We start from the raw sequence: 16,576 nt of genomic DNA on the forward strand, positions 1-16,576 counted from the left end.
AGGGAAAGATGAGACGAGGGTCGAGACGAAGGTCAGAGCGACGATGCACCAGCATCGCGGCCGAGCGTCGTCTCGGGGATCAAGGTACCGTCTGCAACCACGCGATAATCATGGCCCTTCCATGTCACCGCACCTGAGACGAAGCTCCAGGTGAAGTTCATGAAGGAGAGGATGTCACGTATCGGCAACAGCCAGTAAGGGTGCGGGGCGAGACCGAAGGCGCGTTCCAGCCGGATGCAGAGGACGATGCGACAGGCGAGCGCGAAGGCTGCGACCGCGAGCGCGGTGGTGCCCGCCCCCGGAATCAACGCGCCGATCAGGGCCAGCGGGAAGGCGTGCGTGACGAACGAGCCAGCGTAACCGGCGGGGTCGACGTTCCGGATGGTCCGGTTCCAGCGCAGCTCGTGGCTCCACAGACTCGCCAGGTCGGTGTCGACGCAGGTGTGGCCGATGGTGAAGCTTGGGATCGCCACGAGGCCGCCCTGCGCGCGCAGGGCCTCGCCGATGGCATAGTCGTCGGCGAGATCGTCCCGGAACGCCTCGAAACCGCCGATCTCGGCCAGTGCCTTCGCGCTGAAGGCGATGGTCGAGCCAAAGCACGGATTGGCGAGGCCGAGGGACGTCCCCATGACCACGTTAGGAAGGAACTGGACGTCGATCGCGAGGGCGGAGAGGTGGGCCCAGATGCCCCGATGGGCCGGCACACCGTGATAGAGGCAGGTCACGCCGTTGACGCCCGGCTGGCTCAGCGCAGCGACGATGCGAGCGAGGTAATCCGGCTTCACCACCATGTCGCTGTCAGCCAGGACGACGACGTCATGGGCGATGCGGGCCGACATGTTGATGAGGTTCGAGACCTTGCGGTTCGAACCATGCTGGCGTGCGTCGATCACGAGGTCGAGGCGCGCGGCCGGATAGGCTGCCTGGAGACGGCGGACAACCGCGATGGCAGGATCCGTCGCATTCTGGACGCCGAAGACGATCTGGACCGGTGCTGGATAAGCTTGTTGGCAGAACGTCTCGAGATTCTCGTAGAGGTTGGGCTCGATCCCACAGAGAGGCTTGAGGATGGTGACCGTCGGGACTCCGGTCCCGAGCTGCGGCTCCGGCTTCCGCGCGAACCGGCTGGCCAAGGCAGCCGCCGTCAGGCCGTAGAAGCAGCCGACCAGGGCGATCAGCGGCAGAAAGTGCGAGAGCCAGGTCAGGTCCATGAGGGGCATCGCTCGGTCACGGGTCTCGTGAGAGTGCCGCGGTAGCGAGCGGCGCGAATCGTCGAAGGCGGGGAGAGGAACAAAGTCCGGGGTGTTTCGCCCGACTCTAAGGCGCTGGTTTGACGGCGAGCATCCCCGTGGTGCGTTCGCGCATGAATGTGAGGAGGCCATCCGCACCGCCGGTCTTCAGCGGCTCGGCAAAGCTGCCGCGCAGGCTCGCCACTTCGCTGACGTTGCCGTTGAGATAGACGTCCTGCACCCGGTTACCCGGGCCGACCAGGAAGTCGACCTGGGAGGTGTCGCCGTCCTTGTTGGCGACCTCGGTCTGAACGACGCGGTTCGGGCCGCGCGCCTCACTCTGCGGCTTGACCGTGAACTTGCCGCCGACCGCCTGCGCGAGCCGGGTCGCGTAGGTTGCCGTGAAGTATCGGCCGAAGGCCTCGGTGAGGGCGTCCTGCTGCTCCGGCGCGAAGGATTTCCACTTGGGTCCTGCGGCCAGACGGATCATGGCCGGAAAATCGAAGGTCTCGCCGAGCGTGGGACCGATACTGGTCGCACGGGCGCCGACGTCCTTCGGAGCAGCCTTCAGGGCCGCCTCGAAGGTCGCGTAGACCTTGCTGACCGACTCCACCGCGGCATCGTCCGCCGCGTAGGCGCTCGGGCTCAGCTGCAGGAGGCCGAAGACGAGGCCCGCGAGAACGAGGCGATTCAGGCGCACTTCTTGAGATCTCCCAGATCGGCCTCGGCGCGGGCGCGGTTTCCAAAGTCGTTGGCGAGCACCGGGACGAGGAGGTCGTGCCGGAGGGCCGGCTCAGTCCGCACCTCGGTCGCCACAGGCTCCACGGCTTGGGTTCCCTCCAGCGCATGCCAGGCGAAGAGGCCGGGAACACCCACCAGGAGATCGGCGAGACGCTTCACCAGAGAGAGCGCCAGAGCCGCCTCGGCGGGGATGCCGAAGATGGCGCAGAGCGCGATGAGGCCGCCCTCCTGGGCACCGAGGGCACCGGGAACCGCGAAGGCCGCACCGCGAACGGCCTGGGCGAGGCTCTCGATCACCACCGCCTCGACGATGCTGATGGGATAGCCCATGAAATGCAGGGCGACGTAAACCTCGACCGTGCCGATGAACCAGCCGATCAGATGGATGCCGAGGCCCCCAGCGACGCGGCCGCGATTGCCGTAGAGACGCTTCAGGCTGTCATAGAGCACGTCGATGGCGCCGAGCGCACGCCACTCGCGCGCGCCGGCGAAGCGGCTGACCAGGGCCTGGATGACCTTGTGGCCGCTCCGCCGCTGGATCAGGTAGAAGGCACCGAGGGCGGGCGCTGCGAGGGCGAGGCCGCCCGCCACCGTCCGGACGATCGGTCCATCGCCAGCGACCCAAACCAGGAGCAGGACGCCCGCCACGGTGAACAGAAACTGCGTGACCGCCTGGGTCATCAGGTCGACGAACATGCTGGCGCCCGCGATGCCGCCGGATACGCCGCGCTTCGTCAGGAGCCGGGCCCCCACGAAGTCGCCGCCCACCTGGGCTACGGGGAGGAGCGTGTTGATGCCTTCGCGCACGAACCGCAGGGTCATGCAGTCCCACAGGGTCGGGCGCGCTGCGGTCGGAAAGATGACGAACCAACCGAGGCCGGCCCAGGCCACCGCGACAGCGCGCGCGACGACCACGACCAAGGCACCCCAACCGGCGCTGACCACAGCAGCCGCGACGTCTTCCAGTCCCGAGGACAGGAACAGGCCGACGACCGTGCAGAGTCCGGCGATCAGGGCCAATGTCGTGAGACGTTTCATGGGCCCCTTTCGGCCAGCAGCACAGCGAATCGCAGCTTAGATCCGCCGTGTTTCCGACCGGAAAAAACCGTCGGAAACAGTGAACGTCTCCGGAAGTTGCAGCTTTGGGAACCGTTGTCTATCACCCCGGAGACACAGTCAGAACCAAAGCGGCACAGGGCGGAAGGCCCGAGAATCAGCCGTCGGGGCGGACAGGGGAACGGATTTAGATGGACCGCGAATCACACATCACGGCCGGCGAGGTCGTGCACGACGACGCGCAGGTGGAGCGTTACGCCGGAAGCGCCTACGGGGCGACCCGCGAGCCCGCTCCGAGCTCCCCGGTAATGGCCTGGAACGAGTGGGACCCGCTGGAGGAGGTCATCGTCGGAAGTCTCGATGGTGCGACCATTCCAACACACCACCTGACGGTCATCTTCAACCTGCCGCGCGCCGCACAGCCGTTCTACCGCTTCGCATCCGGCTTCCGGTACCCGAAGTTCATGAAGAAGCTCGCCCAGAAGGAGCTCGACAACTTCATCTCGATCCTCGCCGGCGAGGGTGTGAAGATCCGCCGTCCCGACTCGCTCGACTTCTCCCGGAAGTACAAGGCTCCGCGCTGGTCCTCCCGCGGCTTCTGCGTCGCCTGCCCGCGCGATCCGTATCTGGTGATCGGCGACGAGATCATCGAGAGCCCGATGTGCTGGCGCTCGCGCTACTTCGAGGGCGACGCCTACCGCTCGCTGTTCAAGGAATACTTCCGCAACGGTGCGCGCTGGACGTCGGCACCGCGGCCGCAGCTCACGGACGAACTCTACAACTACGACTACCGGGTGCCGAACCTGAAAGCCGGCGAGCCGATGCAGTTCACGGTCAATGAGTTCGAGCCGGTCTTCGACGCCGCCGATTTCGTGCGCTGTGGCCGCGACATCTTCGTGACCCGCTCCAACGTCACCAACCTGATGGGCATCGAGTGGCTGCGCCGCCATCTCGGCTCGGGCTTCCGGGTCCACGAGATCGAGAGCCGCTGTCCACAGCCGATGCACATCGACTCGTCGTTCATGCCGCTGGCGCCCGGGAAGGTACTGGTGAACCCGGACTACATCGACGTCGAGAAGCTGCCTGCCGTCCTGAAGAAGTGGGACGTGCTGATTGCGCCCCGCCCCGACCCCGTCGAGGGCTTCATGAGCAAGATCTCGATGTGTTCGCCCTGGACCTCGATCAACGTGCTGGCGCTCGACGAGAAGAAGATCGTCGTCGATGCGAGCCAGCCGACCCTGATCAAGGCCCTCAAGGACTGGGGCTTCGATCCGATCCCGGCGCCGTTCCTGTCCTACGGCCCGTTCGGCGGCTCGTTCCACTGCGCCACGCTCGACGTCCGGCGTCGGGGCACCCTGAAGTCCTACTTCTAGGATCGAGCAGGTCGGCGAGCGAACCAGGGGGGCGCAGCGGGCGCCCCCTTTTTTTCGTGTCAGCGCGAGACGCCGTAGACCGACGCGGCCGCCGAGACCGGCGCGGTGACGGTCGAGAAGACGGAGAGGACCTTCTGGACCTCGGTGAAGGGGGCGTTGGAGACGTAGACGAGGTCGCGGTTGCGCATGCGGAAGGCCTGGGTCAGGAACAGGCTGTTGGGGTCGCGCATGTTGATCCGGTAGACCACCGGCACCAGGGGCGTGCCGAGCAGCGGGCTGCCCGGCTTCAGGCGCCGCACCACCGCGGCCGGCTCGAAGCGGAAGATGAAGGTGCCGGAGGGGTCGGCCTGGAAGTCGGACAGGCCACGCGCCTTGGCCAGCGCCTGGGCCAGGGTGATGCCCTCGGCCTGGAACGGGATCTCGGTGGAGTTGCCCAGCGCGCCCACCGCCAGGAAGGTCTGGGGATCGCGCACCAGGGTCAGGGTGTCGCCCGGGCGCAGGAAGATGTTCTCGGCCGGGTTCGACACCACCGTGGTCAGCGGCACCGTGGCGGTCTGCGGGCCGCGCGAGAGCCGCACGAAGGTCTCGTTGACCGGTGCGCGCACGCCCCCGGCGGTGGCGACCACGTCGAGCAGGCGGTCGCCCTTGCCCGAGAGCGGCACCCGGGCCCCGGCCACCACCTCGCCGGTGACGGTGACGGTCTGGGAAATGGCCTTGGTGACCGAGACCAGCACCTGGGGCTGGATCGCCTTGCCGGCGAGCTCGGTCTCGATGAGGGCCTGCACGTCCTGGGGCCGGCGTCCGGCCACCTGGATGCGCCCGGCATAGGGCACGCTGATCGCCCCGTCGCGGGGCACCACCTGCTCGGGGATCAGGGCGGACTTGGAGCCAGCGGAGAAGCGGTCGGCCACCAGGGGCCCGGAGAACAGCCCGCCCGAGCCGGCCTCCCAGACCGAGACGGCCACGTAGTCGCCGACCCCGATCACGGCCTCGAGGGACGGGCGCCGGTCCCCGAACGAGGCCAGCAGGCTGTCCAGCGCACGCCCGCGCAGGGCCTCGATCGTGGCCGCCGACAGGTCCACGATCTCGTAGCGGGCGAACGTCCCCTCGCTCGTCGCGATGTCGGCCCCCTCCACCACCGCACCCGTCGTCGGTCCGGCCGCAGGGAGGAGCGAGGTACAGCCCGAAACGAGGCAGGCCGTCAGGGCGGCCAAGGACGCCTTACGAAGCATTGTTACTCTCCTGACCGGACCGCGCACAGGTGCGATCCGGCGACGACGCCCGCCTCAATCACGGCGCACGGGCGACGCCATCGTGTTCGATCAACCGCGAACGGGAGGTCGCTCGCGCGGCGACCCGGATCGCGGTACAAGCCTCCGAGCGGTGGCCGCGTCGGACGATAGCGGCAAAACGCTGCGATCGAATTAACGGATCGTGCACCCGACCGGGGCTCCGACAGACCTCCGCTGGGTCCAGCCGCCTATCGATCACCAATGCGTCACGAGGGTGGCAAAGCCAAGCTCTCCGCCTCTCCGGGGAGCGCGACGATCTGCCGAAGATAGCACCCGAGTTCCGCCGCGGTGAGGTCGCGTCGGGCTCCGCCCTCGCGGGCATCCGGGCCGAACTGGAAGACGGCGTAATCCGTGGCGGTGCCGCCGAAACCGGGACGGCAATTGGGAAGCGCCGGGGCATGATCGCCGAAGACGCAGAGCGTGGCCGCCAGGCCTTCCAACCCCGCGATGAGAGCTTCGACGGCCCGGCCGGTATTGCGCACATGCGTCAGGTACTGTGCCAGCGGGTCGTCGATCCCCGGCAGGCGTCCCGGCTTCCACGGTCCGTGGTTCTCCATCGTGATGCCGTACAGGAACAGCGGCGCGGAGCGGGCCCGGATTTCCGAAAGCACGCGGTCGGCCAGCGCTGCATCGCCGATATAGGGTCCGACCCGGGACGCCCCCGGGAAGTCGTCCTCCATGATCAGGCGATCGAAGCCGAGGCGCGTCACCACGGCGGCGCGGTTGAAGAAGTCCCGGTGGAAGGGATGCACGAAGACGGTCTCGAACCCCGCATCGCGGGCGCGCCGGGGCAGGCTCGTCGGCTCGTGGCCGCCATGGGTGAGGTAGGGATCGTACACGCCGAAGCCGAGATCCTCGGAATCGGAGCCGGTCAGGACCGCGTGCTCGGTCCGCATCGTGTACGCCCCGTGGGCCGGCACCCGCAGCCGTCCATGGAGGGTCGCCCGCGCGCGAATGATCTCCATCAGCGGCAGAGGCGGTCCGCCGAGGCGCACCGGATCGAGGAAGGATTCGAGTTGCACCACCACGATCACGGGTGCGTCGCCTCGGCGGATCGGGGGCGGGAGGGCGGCTCCGCGTTCGGTCCTGCGATGCGCGCGCCAGCGCAGCGCATAGCCGAGAAGCGTGGCCGGAAGCCCGTACCGAGCGATGTCGGCATCCAGTGCCGGCGCCGGAAACAACCGCGCGAGGGTCGCGGCGGCCTTCCCCTCCCCCGAGAGGATCACGCTGCTGAACAGCACCAGCGGAAGGGCCAGGATCGCCAGGAGCGCGACACTCGGCTCGCTAGGCAGGAGGGTCGGCTCGACCGCGTACCAGGCGGCGACCAGCGCCAAGCCGACCAGGATCGGCCCGGCCATGCGGGGGTCGCTGAGCGGGCGGGTGTAGTAGAGTTCGGGGTGGCGCGGCACCTGCCGCAGTAGGGCGAAGTCGCTGAACACCAAGGGTTCGCCGATGATGCTGCGTTTGAGCCGGCTGATGACGCTGAGGATCAGGATCGTGAGGACGCAGGAGAAGGCTGCGAGCCAGGGCCGCCACGAGAACTGAAACCAGAACGCCGTGACCCATCCGTAGCCCGCGAAGCGGATCGCGAGGTCGCGGGGGCGCAGGCTCACGGGCCGCGCTTGCCCACCGGCGCCGGCCTCGATGGCGAGACCGAGCGACAGGGCGAGAATCAGGCTCAGAAGCAAGGTCATCGCGGCGGTCACGGCTTCCGGTCCGGAAATCGCTCGACGCCGCGCTTGGCGCGCAGCCGTCGGATGAGAGGGTTGAGCAAGGCGTAGCGGGCCCGCATGGTGAGGATCGCCGCCGGGCTCATGGCCAGACGCGACGGGCCGGCCGCATCGCGAGCCGCCGCGAGGCGATCGAGGAGTTGCTCGGCCGAGCACGGCTTGAGGGTGACCGGATCCAGGTAGAGCGGGTAGAGCAGGAGGGCGCCCGCCACGAGTTCGTCGAGCGCGAGGCGGCGCCCCCGGTCCGCGCCCGGGGCCAGATCCTCGGTCAGCCCCCACCCCGCATAGAAGGGACGCCCGTGGACCGCGACGGAGCGGCCGCGGATCAAGGCTTCGAAGCCGGCCAGGGAGGTCATCGTCTCCACGTGATCGGCCCGGTCCAGCAGATCGACGATGGAGAGCCCACCGACGATCCGGTCGGCGAGCGTGAGCGCCTCGGCCTCCGGAATTGCACCGGTCCGGAACCCGGCCTCCACGTCGGGATGCGGCTTATAGAGCAGGAACGCATCCGGATTCCTGGCTCGCGCCGCCCGCAGCAGATCACGGTTCGAACGCACCACCGGCGAACCGTGCATCACCGAGGCATCGTCCTCGACCTGGCCGGGGACGAGGACGATCCTGCGATCCCGGGGCCAATCGCCCGGTTCGTCGGTGAGACCGACATTGTACTTGGTCAGGCGGCGGGCGATCACGAGTTCGCGTAGGGCCGTCGCGCGCGCGACCAGGTCCGGCGGAAAAGTCGACGTCCGCAGGAGAAATGCGAGCCGGCTCTCGGTCCGCGGATCGTAGTAGATCCCGCGATCGTCGACGACGATCGACGCCCCGGGGGCGAGGCCGGCCCCGAGGCCCACGGAACGCAGGAAGCCGTCCTCGATCCGCGCGAGGGGCACGCCCGCTTCGGCGCAAAGCGGGCCCAGCCGTTCCGGCATACGGGTGGCCCAGACGCGAACCTGGGCCTGATGAGCCCGTGCGGCCGCTACGGCATCCTCCGCCGTCATCGCGTGGATCGGTGGTCCCTGCGGACCGACCATGAAGGCGTCGAGGACGGGACGCTTCCAGCCCGAGATGCCGACCAGCACCGTTCGTGTCTCGTTGTCGGCGAAGCGGTCGCGCAGCCACGCGACGCGCTCGAGGCAATCCTCGAATCCGATCGAGGCCCGGGTCCAGGGATCGAAGTAGTGGATCCCCGTCCCGTAGCGGAGGGCCACGAGATCGTGCGTCGTCGGAGGGGTGGAGGGGTCACCCGGGCGGGCGACCTCGCACCCGGCCAGGCGCGCCTCGCAAGCGGCCGCCCAGTCGTCGACGAAGACCCGGCGAACCAGCTCGAACAGCGCCCAGGGATCGACCGGGGACGACAGGATCCGCAAGCGCGGAGACAGGATCGGCGACAGGCCCGTGCAGCCGCCCGAGCCGGCGACGAGGAACGTCCCGTCCGGGCGCGCCGCGAGCACGCGCATCACGAAGGCCCGGAGGCGCGCGCCGGACTCGGCCACCGCGCCCTCGACGAGGATGAGGGACGGATCGGCGAGGCCGGACAAGGCGTCCGTGATCGCCCCGCCGCTTCGCGGCGAGAACCGATTCCGGCCGAAGGTTCGGGCGCGCAGCAGCGCCTCGGTATCGATTTTGTCCAAGCCCGCTGCTCGGCCTGCGTGATCGACGCGCAGACTAGACATCCCGGTGCCGGGCGTATCGTAGGGCGACAGGAGGGGACCGAGACCCACGATCACGGGCGCTGTGAGACGCTGCACGATCCTGCGGACGGCGCCGGATTCCCATACCACGGGTGCTGCCCCCGGACGCCAGCGCCCGGCGAAGGGGACGCCCAGGGCAGCCGAGATCTCAAATCGCAGCGCGTGAACGCGTCCGCCTGTGGATAAGAGCGATGACGGCAGGGTCGAGGGCATGCTCACTTTCGGATCGGCGTAACCGGCCGCTGCCATAGCACCTTCGGGCCCCCAAGGGGCATGGGTTCGGGGAGATCGCCCTTCCTGAGCGGGAATAACCGATGCGGGCGGCGTTGTCCCGAAGTCACAGGCGGCCGGAATTCCGTTCCCGCCCTACGAGCGCCCAATTGCTGGGATGGGAGTCCCGTGCGACGGATCTGAACCGTCCAGGGTGGCCCGCCATTGAACGGGCGCAGGAGCAGGCGTCGGAGAGAATGCTTCAGCCTCGCGCAGACATGCATCGCGACGGACAGGCGACGTTCCTCTTCCTCCAGGGACTCGCATCCCCCTTCTTCGCCGACCTGGGGCGCGCCCTCGAGGCGCGCGGCCATCGGGTGCGGCGCATCAATTTCTCGTCCGGGGACTGGCTGTTCTGGCGCCTCCCCTCCGACAATTACCGGGGACGTTTCGACAAGTGGGGCGCCTACGTCGCGGACTATGTCCGCACGCATGGCGTGACCGATATCGTGCTCTTCGGCGATTGCCGCCCCTACCATGTCGCTGCCACGTCCGCCGCCCAGCCCTTCGGCGTCCGAATTCACGTCTTCGAGGAGGGCTATCTCCGGCCGAACTGGATCACCTGCGAGCTTGGCGGCGTGAACGGCAACTCGGCGCTGCCGAAGACCGCGGACGAGATCCGATCCGTGGCCCGGCGCCTGCCGCAGCCCGGACGCGCGATGCCGTCGAGCGGTGACATGGCCCGGCGCAGCCTCTGGGATGTGGCCTACAACATCGCGAATTTCGGCTTCCCGTACTTCTTCCCGCATTTCCGCAGCCACCGGCCGCATCACATCGCGGTGGAATATGCCGGCTGGATCAAGAAGTTCGCCCGCCGCGCCCATACGCGGCGCGAGGCAGGGCGGCTGAACGAGGCCTACACGGCGATCGGCGTCGATTACTTCCTGCTGCCGCTTCAGCTCGACAGCGATTATCAGATCCGCGTCCATTCCCCTTTCCTGGGGGTCGAAGGCTTCATGGATCGGACGATCGCGTCGTTCGCGGCCCACGCGCCTGCGCCGACCCGCCTGCTGATCAAACTGCATCCCCTGGACAGCGGCCTGATCAACTGGCGCAAGTACGCTCGCCACTCGGCGCGCCGGCACGGGGTTAACGACCGCCTGGACATCATCGACGGCGGCGACCTGCCCAGCCTGATCGCCGGCAGTCGCGGCGTCGTTCTGATCAACAGCACCGTCGGAATGCTGTCTCTCGAACTCGGGCGTCCGACCTGCGCAGCCGGCAATGCGATCTACAACTTCCCCGGCCTCACGCACCAGGGCGGGTTGGCCTCGTTCTGGACGGCTCCGACGCCGCCCGACGGCGCGTTGATGGCGGATTTCCGCCGCGTCGTGCTGCACCGCTCGCAGATCAACGGCGGTTTCTTTTCCCGTCCGGCCATCGAGCGGGCGATCGCCGGGACCATCCCGCGGCTCGAGGCGACGCTGCCGGCCTCGGCCCTGGCCGCCGCCGGCGCGATCCGGGCGGAGGACGGCGAGCCCCAGGAACTCGCAGCGGTCTATTGATCCGGTCCGGCTGGCCGCGCTAGCAGTCCCGATGCCTGTCATCCTGATTACCGGTGCGTCGAGCGGCATCGGCGCCGCCCTCGCCCGCCACTACGCCGAGCCCGGCACGACGCTCATCCTTCAAGGCCGGGACCGGACACGCCTCGATGCGATCGCCGACGCGTGCCGCGCCAAGGGTGCCGCGATCGAGACGAAGCGCCTCGACATCCGCGAGCGGGCGGCCGTCGCAGACTGGCTCCAGGGCGCCGATCATGCCCATCCCCTCGATCTCGTGATCGTCAATGCGGCGATCAACGGCGGCGATCCCGGCGGGGACGTGGAGACCGGGGCCATGGCGTTCGAAACCGTGGAGGTGAACCTTCTCGGCGCCCTCAACGTCGCCCTCCCCTGCGTGACCCTGATGCGGGCCCGCGGCCACGGGCAGATCGCGCTGATCTCGTCCCTGGCGGCCTTCGCACCGCTTCCCGACGCGCCCTCCTACAGCGGCACCAAGGCGGCGCTGCTCGCGCATGGCTTGGCGCTCCGAGAGAAGCTGAAGCCTCACGGCGTACGCATCAACGTCGTCACCCCCGGCTACGTGAAGACCGCCATGGGCGGCGAGTACCAGGGCTGGCGTCCCCTGGAGATCAGTGCCGAGGATGCGGCGCGCCGGATCGCGCGCGGCTTGGCCAAGGATCGGGACATCGTCGCCTTTCCGTGGATCCTCGCGGCCGGCGCTCGCGGTGCAGCCCTGCTGCCGGAATTCCTGCGGCGCCTCGGCATGAGCGGCTTCAAGTTCAAGATCCGGATCGGCCGGTGAGCCGCCCCCGGATCGCCCTGTTCGTGCTGGAGGCCCTGCCGAACGCCCGTGCCGTGAGACGCTTCGTCGGGGACCATGCTGCGGATCTCGCGTTCGTCGGCCTGTCGAACGCCGAACGGCCGAGTTCCGGCGGCCTTGTCGGCCAGGTCCGGCGCCATCTGGCGCGCTCCGGTCCGGCAATCCTGCCCTATCTCGGCGTCAATTTCGGGCTGCCGGATCTCCTCGCGCCGCTCTCGCCGCTGGCACGCCGCCTGACCGGAGCCGGTACCGCGGTTGGTGCCACGCCCCTGAAGGCGCTCTGTCGCGACCTCGGCATTCCAGCGCTGAAGGTCGACGACGTCAACGGATCCGAGGTCGCCCAAGCCTTCGAGCGGCACGCTCCCGATCTCATCGTCACCTTCCATTTCGACCAGATTCTCTCTGGTCCGACGCTGGAGCGGACGCCGCTTGGGGGCCTGAACGTTCATCCCGGCCTGCTGCCGCGCCATCGTGGGCCGGTTCCCACCATCCACGCGCTGGCGGAGGCCGAGCCGGCCTTCGGGGTGACGCTCCATCGCCTCGCCGTGACGATCGATGCCGGCGCGATCCTCGCCCAGGAAGCGGTCCGCCTGCCGCAGGATACGACGGCGACCCGCGCCTCGGTGATCCTGCACGAGCACGGACGGGTGCTGCTCGACCGAGCGCTCGCGGAGCTTGCGGACGGACGTCGTCCCGCCGGGACGGTCGCGCCGGTCCTGCCCTATTGCCCGTTCCCGGACCGCGATCTCCTCAAGAGCCTGCGTCGCCAGGGGCGCAAGCTCACGGACGGTCGGGACCTCAGGGACGCCCTGGCGCTGAGCGCCCGGGCCTGAAGCGGCGCCCGCCTCCTGCGAAGCGGGCGCCGGACCGTCGTCTCAGCGGGAGAACTTCTTGTACTTGATCTTCTTCGGCATCAGCGAGTCGGCGCCGAGGCGACGCTTCTTGTCCTCCTCGTAATCCGAGAAGTTGCCCTCGAACCACTCCACGTGGCTCTCACCCTCGAAGGCGAGGATGTGCGTGGCGATGCGGTTCAGGAACCAGCGATCGTGGCTGATGATGACGGCGCAGCCCGCGTAATCCTCCAACGCCTCTTCGAGAGCCCGCAGGGTCTCCATGTCGAGGTCGTTCGTCGGCTCATCGAGGAGCAGCACGTTGGCGCCACCCTTCAGGGTCCGAGCCAGGTGGACGCGGTTGCGCTCACCGCCCGAGAGGGTGCCGACCTTCTTCTGCTGGTCGGAGCCCTTGAAGGCGAAGGCGGCGCAGTAGGCACGAGAATTGATCTCGCGCTTGTTGAAATAGATGATGTCGTTGCCGCCCGAGACCTCCTGCCAGACCGTGGCGTTCGGATCGAGGGCGTCGCGCGACTGGTCGACGTAGCCGAGATGCACGGTCTCGCCGACCGCGATGGTGCCGCCGTCCGGCTTCTCGGCCCCGGTGATCATCTTGAACAGGGTCGTCTTGCCGGCGCCGTTCGGGCCGATCACGCCGACGATGCCGCCGGGCGGCAGCTTGAACGACAGGTCCTCGATCAGGAGACGGTCACCGAACGCCTTGTTGAGGTGCTCGAACTCGATGACGTTGTTGCCGAGGCGCTCGTCGATCGGGATGACGATCTGCGCGGAGGCGTCGATCTTGTCCTGCGACTTGGCCACCAGCTCCTCGTAGCGGGTGATACGGGCCTTGGACTTCGACTGACGGGCCTTCGGCGAGGCTGCGATCCATTCCTGCTCGCGGTTGATCGCGCGCTGGCGGGCCATGTCCTCGCGGCCCTCCTGCTGGAGGCGCTTCTGCTTCTGCACCAGCCAGGCCGAGTAGTTGCCCTCGTAGGGGTAGCCGCGGGTGCGGTCGAGCTCGAGGATCCAGCCGGTGACGTTGTCCAGGAAGTAGCGATCGTGGGTCACGATCAGGATCGCGCCCGGGTACTGGCGCAGGTGGCCTTCGAGCCAGTTCACCGTCTCGGCGTCGAGGTGGTTGGTCGGCTCGTCGAGGAGCAGGAGTTCCGGCTCCCAGAGCAGCAGCTTGCAGAGGGCGACGCGACGGCGCTCGCCGCCCGACAGCGTCGCGACCGGCTGCTCGTCGCTCGGGCAGCCCAGCGCCTCCATGGCCTGGTCGACCTTGGAATCCAGCTCCCACAGGTTCGCCGCCTCGATCTTGTCCTGGAGAGCGGTCATCTCGTCCGCCGTCTCCTCGGAATAATTCATGGCGAGTTCGTTGTAGCGGTCGAGCAGCGCCTGCTTCTCGGCGACACCCTCCATGACGTTCTCGCGCACGGACTTGTTCGGATCGAGCTGGGGCTCCTGCGGCAGGTAGCCGACCCGGGCGCCCTGGGCGACGAAGCCTTCGCCGGTCCAGTCCTTGTCGATGCCCGCCATGATCTTGAGCAGGGTCGACTTGCCCGAGCCGTTGATGCCGAGCACGCCGATCTTGGCGTCCGGGTAGAAGGACAGGTTGATATTATCGAGGACTTTCTTGCCACCCGAATAGGTCTTGGTCAGACCCTTCATGTGGTAGATGAATTCGCGCGCCATGGTGGTATCCCTGTCGTGTCGGCGGTCCGGCGCGCCCTGCGCCCCGACCGTCGGAATCAGCGTGTGCGTGTTGCGCGGCTGCGTCCGGTCGAACCGGCCGGCAGACCGCGCGGAGAGCGCCGATGCGGTCGGACCTCGGGCGCTCGCCGTCGTCGAACCGCTTCGCGTGAGAGTGTTGCGCCGGAGTATCAGGGCGGCGACCGACCGGCAAGAACGTGGGCCAAGAACGAGAATGCGGGCCGGGAACGCGAAGGGAGGTCCCGGGCTCAGGCGAAGGGGTTCTTCACCGTATCGGCCGGGTGCGATACGTCCGCGAGCTGTTCGGGCAGAGGCTCGGCCTCGAGGGCGGCTACGATGGCGGCGAGAGCGGCCGCGGCTGCCCGGGCCCTCTCGAGCCCCGGCGCGTCCCGCCCGAGGTCGAGGCTGCCATGGATGGCGATCCGGTCGCGGCCATTCTCGATCGAGAGACCGCCGATCGTCTGGACTGCCGCGTCGTCCGCGAACGGCGTGAATCGACCTGGGTTCTTCTCCGACCACGCTTCCGTCTTCGGCATCGGACCCTCCCCTCAGAAGATGGCGCGCATCAGATCGCGCCAGAGACGCCGCAAGGCGCGATGCACTTGGTCCCTCGCCCAGGATTCGAGCGAGTCCGACTCGGGCGCCCGGCGGCGCGGACGCTCGCCACCCTCGGACTCCCCCCGGGAATAGGCCCGCGGTTCCGGCAGATCCATCGCCCGCGCCTTGGCGGCCGAAGGGAGCATCGGAAAAACGTCCAGCCCGGACAGTGTGCGCAGGCTGTCCAGGGAAACGGTCTGCGACGGGAGATTGTCCTGATTCGGAACCAGGTAGGCGCCGGCCTCCCCCGTCACCGGGTCGTAGAGGGCCTTGAAGAGCTGCGTCGGCACCAGGACCCGTCCGTTGATCGCCTGGACGGCATCGCCGGAATAGATCGGCCCGGTGACCACGTAGAGCGTGCCGCGGCGTGTGGCGAGACGCCGGACGCTCTCCTCGATCGCCGACCAGAGCCCGCGATTGAGGGCGCGGTCCTGCGGCACGATGTTTGCGAGGCTGAAGGACTGCGCCTGGGCCGCATGGGTCGGCATGTCGCCGGCCGGGGCCATGTGGCCGCGGTCGTAGCCGCTACGGACGTAATCCTCGATACGCGCCCGGTCGGCGGCCGGCAGCGCATCCTCATCGTGGAAGGCATCGATGCGGTCGACCCGGCGCGCCGCCGAGACGCTGTCCCGCGTCAGGCGCTCGGCCGCGTAGAGCGGCGTCCGCGAGACACCGGAATGGAGCACCGCGAAGGCATCGAAGCACAGCGGCACGGTGCGCGCCGCGAGCTTCGGGTTCGTGATCTCCGGCCGCTGCCCGTCCGCAAACGCGTCGGTGCAGGTCTTGGCCAAGCCGTCGGCCAATTCCTTGGCCAAGCCCTCGGTTAAGCCTTCGGCCAGGGCAGCGGCCGGCGCGACGCAGAGCCAGGCGAACAGCAACAGTCGCAACGGGTCGGCCATGGATCGGGCGCGCTCAGAAGCAGACGCGGACCTTGCGCGTCCCCTGCGGGGTCGCCCGCGTGCGATAGTCGCAGGGCCGGCCGAGGGTCCCCTCGAAGGGACGCACGTCGCGGTCGGCCGGACCGGGACCCGCCTGGACGCCGCAGCCGCCGGGTGTCTCGCACGGGAACGTGAAGGGCTCGACGGGCGCATGGCGGCGGACGAGCGACGGGTCGGCTGCGCGACCCGTCGCCCAGGCGGACCCGCTCGACAGGATGCCGATCAGCGCAAGGCCGGCGGGGGAGCGGATGAGCGACATGGCCTGCCTCGATGCGGGATCGGCGGACGGGAAAACACGGCCGCACCGTTGATCGGCACGCGCGGTGGGATTAACTGCCGGAGTTCAGGCACCGGCGCCAGCATCTCCACAGTCACGGCTCGGCGACGCCCTGTCTCCCCCGCTCCGGATTTTGGAACGGTATTGCAGACCGGGCGCGGTCTGCGGGACAGTGCGGTCGCCCCCTGGCGTGGCAAAGCTGCGTAATGACGTTATAAGTGCGATCGAAGGGCCCCGGTTTCGTCTTGGGGCATGCCTCGTTCGAGGGGCGGCCCGCGCAGAGCGCTGTCAGCGGGCCGGATCGAGCGGGTGCCAGCAAACGAACGGGTGTGAATTCAGTGTCACGGCAAGAAACCTCGCAAGGCAAGACCTCGCACGACGAGCGCGCGCAAGCGGCATCGGAGACCTTCTCGGAGGCGACGGCGATCCTGGACGGTCTGGCGGAGCCTTCGGCGCTGCGTCTGTTGCCGGAGAGCGCGCTGCAGGCGGTGGCGGATGCGGTGCGCACCGAGAT

General features: G+C 68.5%; 14 protein-coding genes. 4 read left to right on the top strand and 10 right to left on the bottom strand.

Annotated features, from left to right (window positions below):
• Window positions 1–32: 32 nt before the first annotated feature.
• From hpnI to AC0IY1_RS14735, 3 genes are all read right to left on the bottom strand, one after another.
• The gene (gene hpnI, locus AC0IY1_RS14725) at window positions 33–1,211 is read right to left on the bottom strand and encodes a bacteriohopanetetrol glucosamine biosynthesis glycosyltransferase HpnI (RefSeq protein WP_471770446.1); all 1,179 of its coding nucleotides are present in this window, start codon (window positions 1,209–1,211) and stop codon (window positions 33–35) included.
• Window positions 1,212–1,317: 106 nt separating this feature from the next.
• Window positions 1,318–1,929, bottom strand: a complete 612-nt coding sequence (locus AC0IY1_RS14730) for an MlaC/ttg2D family ABC transporter substrate-binding protein (protein ID WP_471770415.1) — start codon at window positions 1,927–1,929, stop codon at window positions 1,318–1,320.
• Window positions 1,920–3,008 (bottom strand): flippase-like domain-containing protein, encoded by a 1,089-nt coding sequence (locus AC0IY1_RS14735; protein ID WP_103708916.1) that lies wholly within the window; start codon window positions 3,006–3,008, stop codon window positions 1,920–1,922. Before AC0IY1_RS14735 ends, AC0IY1_RS14730 begins: the two co-directional genes overlap by 10 nt.
• A 209-nt stretch (window positions 3,009–3,217) precedes the next feature.
• Between AC0IY1_RS14735 and AC0IY1_RS14740 the strand changes: the two genes are divergently transcribed.
• Window positions 3,218–4,399, top strand: coding sequence for an amidinotransferase (locus tag AC0IY1_RS14740; RefSeq protein WP_471770417.1), 1,182 nt, complete (start codon window positions 3,218–3,220; stop codon window positions 4,397–4,399).
• Window positions 4,400–4,458: 59 nt separating this feature from the next.
• Here the strand turns inward: AC0IY1_RS14740 and AC0IY1_RS14745 are convergent, their stop codons facing one another.
• The 3 genes from AC0IY1_RS14745 to AC0IY1_RS14755 form a co-directional block, all read right to left on the bottom strand.
• Window positions 4,459–5,631 (bottom strand): polysaccharide biosynthesis/export family protein, encoded by a 1,173-nt coding sequence (locus AC0IY1_RS14745; RefSeq protein ID WP_471770419.1) that lies wholly within the window; start codon window positions 5,629–5,631, stop codon window positions 4,459–4,461.
• 266 nt (window positions 5,632–5,897) lie between these two features.
• The gene (locus AC0IY1_RS14750) at window positions 5,898–7,385 is read right to left on the bottom strand and encodes an LTA synthase family protein (protein WP_471770422.1); all 1,488 of its coding nucleotides are present in this window, start codon (window positions 7,383–7,385) and stop codon (window positions 5,898–5,900) included.
• An 8-nt stretch (window positions 7,386–7,393) separates the two neighbouring features.
• Complete coding sequence (locus AC0IY1_RS14755; protein WP_471770424.1) at window positions 7,394–9,052, bottom strand: capsular polysaccharide export protein, LipB/KpsS family; 1,659 nt, start codon at window positions 9,050–9,052, stop codon at window positions 7,394–7,396.
• A gap of 527 nt (window positions 9,053–9,579) precedes the next feature.
• On the opposite strand from AC0IY1_RS14755, the gene AC0IY1_RS14760 reads away from it, so the two are divergent.
• Genes AC0IY1_RS14760 through AC0IY1_RS14770 form a run of 3 tightly spaced genes read left to right on the top strand, consistent with a single transcriptional unit; the run spans window position 9,580 to window position 12,537 of the window.
• Window positions 9,580–10,887, top strand: coding sequence for a capsule biosynthesis protein (locus AC0IY1_RS14760; protein ID WP_471770426.1), 1,308 nt, complete (start codon window positions 9,580–9,582; stop codon window positions 10,885–10,887).
• 31 nt (window positions 10,888–10,918) lie between these two features.
• Window positions 10,919–11,686, top strand: a complete 768-nt coding sequence (locus AC0IY1_RS14765; RefSeq protein WP_471770427.1) for an SDR family NAD(P)-dependent oxidoreductase — start codon at window positions 10,919–10,921, stop codon at window positions 11,684–11,686.
• On the top strand, window positions 11,683–12,537 hold the full coding sequence (locus tag AC0IY1_RS14770) for a formyltransferase family protein (protein ID WP_471770429.1): 855 nt from the start codon (window positions 11,683–11,685) through the stop codon (window positions 12,535–12,537). The genes AC0IY1_RS14765 and AC0IY1_RS14770 overlap by 4 nt, the downstream gene beginning before the upstream one ends.
• 42 nt (window positions 12,538–12,579) lie before the next feature.
• Here AC0IY1_RS14770 and ettA read toward each other — a convergent pair whose 3' ends face one another.
• The 4 genes from ettA to AC0IY1_RS14790 form a co-directional block, all read right to left on the bottom strand.
• Complete coding sequence (gene ettA, locus AC0IY1_RS14775; RefSeq protein ID WP_055956630.1) at window positions 12,580–14,232, bottom strand: energy-dependent translational throttle protein EttA; 1,653 nt, start codon at window positions 14,230–14,232, stop codon at window positions 12,580–12,582.
• A gap of 266 nt (window positions 14,233–14,498) precedes the next feature.
• On the bottom strand, window positions 14,499–14,786 hold the full coding sequence (locus AC0IY1_RS14780; RefSeq protein WP_055956627.1) for a hypothetical protein: 288 nt from the start codon (window positions 14,784–14,786) through the stop codon (window positions 14,499–14,501).
• Window positions 14,787–14,798: 12 nt separating this feature from the next.
• Window positions 14,799–15,746, bottom strand: a complete 948-nt coding sequence (locus tag AC0IY1_RS14785; RefSeq protein ID WP_471770432.1) for a DNA/RNA non-specific endonuclease — start codon at window positions 15,744–15,746, stop codon at window positions 14,799–14,801.
• A 13-nt stretch (window positions 15,747–15,759) separates the two neighbouring features.
• On the bottom strand, window positions 15,760–16,044 hold the full coding sequence (locus AC0IY1_RS14790; RefSeq protein ID WP_103712500.1) for a hypothetical protein: 285 nt from the start codon (window positions 16,042–16,044) through the stop codon (window positions 15,760–15,762).
• Window positions 16,045–16,576 lie beyond the last annotated feature (532 nt).

This window comes from Methylobacterium sp. AC690, assembly GCF_979256535.1.

What these genes read in the sequence shown, in the direction of transcription:
- hpnI (WP_471770446.1), bottom strand. Translation starts at nt 1,211, where the DNA reads ATGGACCTGACCTGGCTCTCGCACTTTCTGCCGCTGATCGCCCTGGTC.
- AC0IY1_RS14735 (WP_103708916.1), bottom strand. Translation starts at nt 3,008, where the DNA reads ATGAAACGTCTCACGACATTGGCCCTGATCGCCGGACTCTGCACGGTC.
- AC0IY1_RS14740 (WP_471770417.1), top strand. Translation starts at nt 3,218, where the DNA reads ATGGACCGCGAATCACACATCACGGCCGGCGAGGTCGTGCACGACGAC.
- AC0IY1_RS14745 (WP_471770419.1), bottom strand. Translation starts at nt 5,631, where the DNA reads ATGCTTCGTAAGGCGTCCTTGGCCGCCCTGACGGCCTGCCTCGTTTCG.
- AC0IY1_RS14750 (WP_471770422.1), bottom strand. Translation starts at nt 7,385, where the DNA reads ATGACCTTGCTTCTGAGCCTGATTCTCGCCCTGTCGCTCGGTCTCGCC.
- AC0IY1_RS14760 (WP_471770426.1), top strand. Translation starts at nt 9,580, where the DNA reads ATGCTTCAGCCTCGCGCAGACATGCATCGCGACGGACAGGCGACGTTC.
- AC0IY1_RS14765 (WP_471770427.1), top strand. Translation starts at nt 10,919, where the DNA reads ATGCCTGTCATCCTGATTACCGGTGCGTCGAGCGGCATCGGCGCCGCC.
- ettA (WP_055956630.1), bottom strand. Translation starts at nt 14,232, where the DNA reads ATGGCGCGCGAATTCATCTACCACATGAAGGGTCTGACCAAGACCTAT.
- AC0IY1_RS14780 (WP_055956627.1), bottom strand. Translation starts at nt 14,786, where the DNA reads ATGCCGAAGACGGAAGCGTGGTCGGAGAAGAACCCAGGTCGATTCACG.
- AC0IY1_RS14785 (WP_471770432.1), bottom strand. Translation starts at nt 15,746, where the DNA reads ATGGCCGACCCGTTGCGACTGTTGCTGTTCGCCTGGCTCTGCGTCGCG.
- AC0IY1_RS14790 (WP_103712500.1), bottom strand. Translation starts at nt 16,044, where the DNA reads ATGTCGCTCATCCGCTCCCCCGCCGGCCTTGCGCTGATCGGCATCCTG.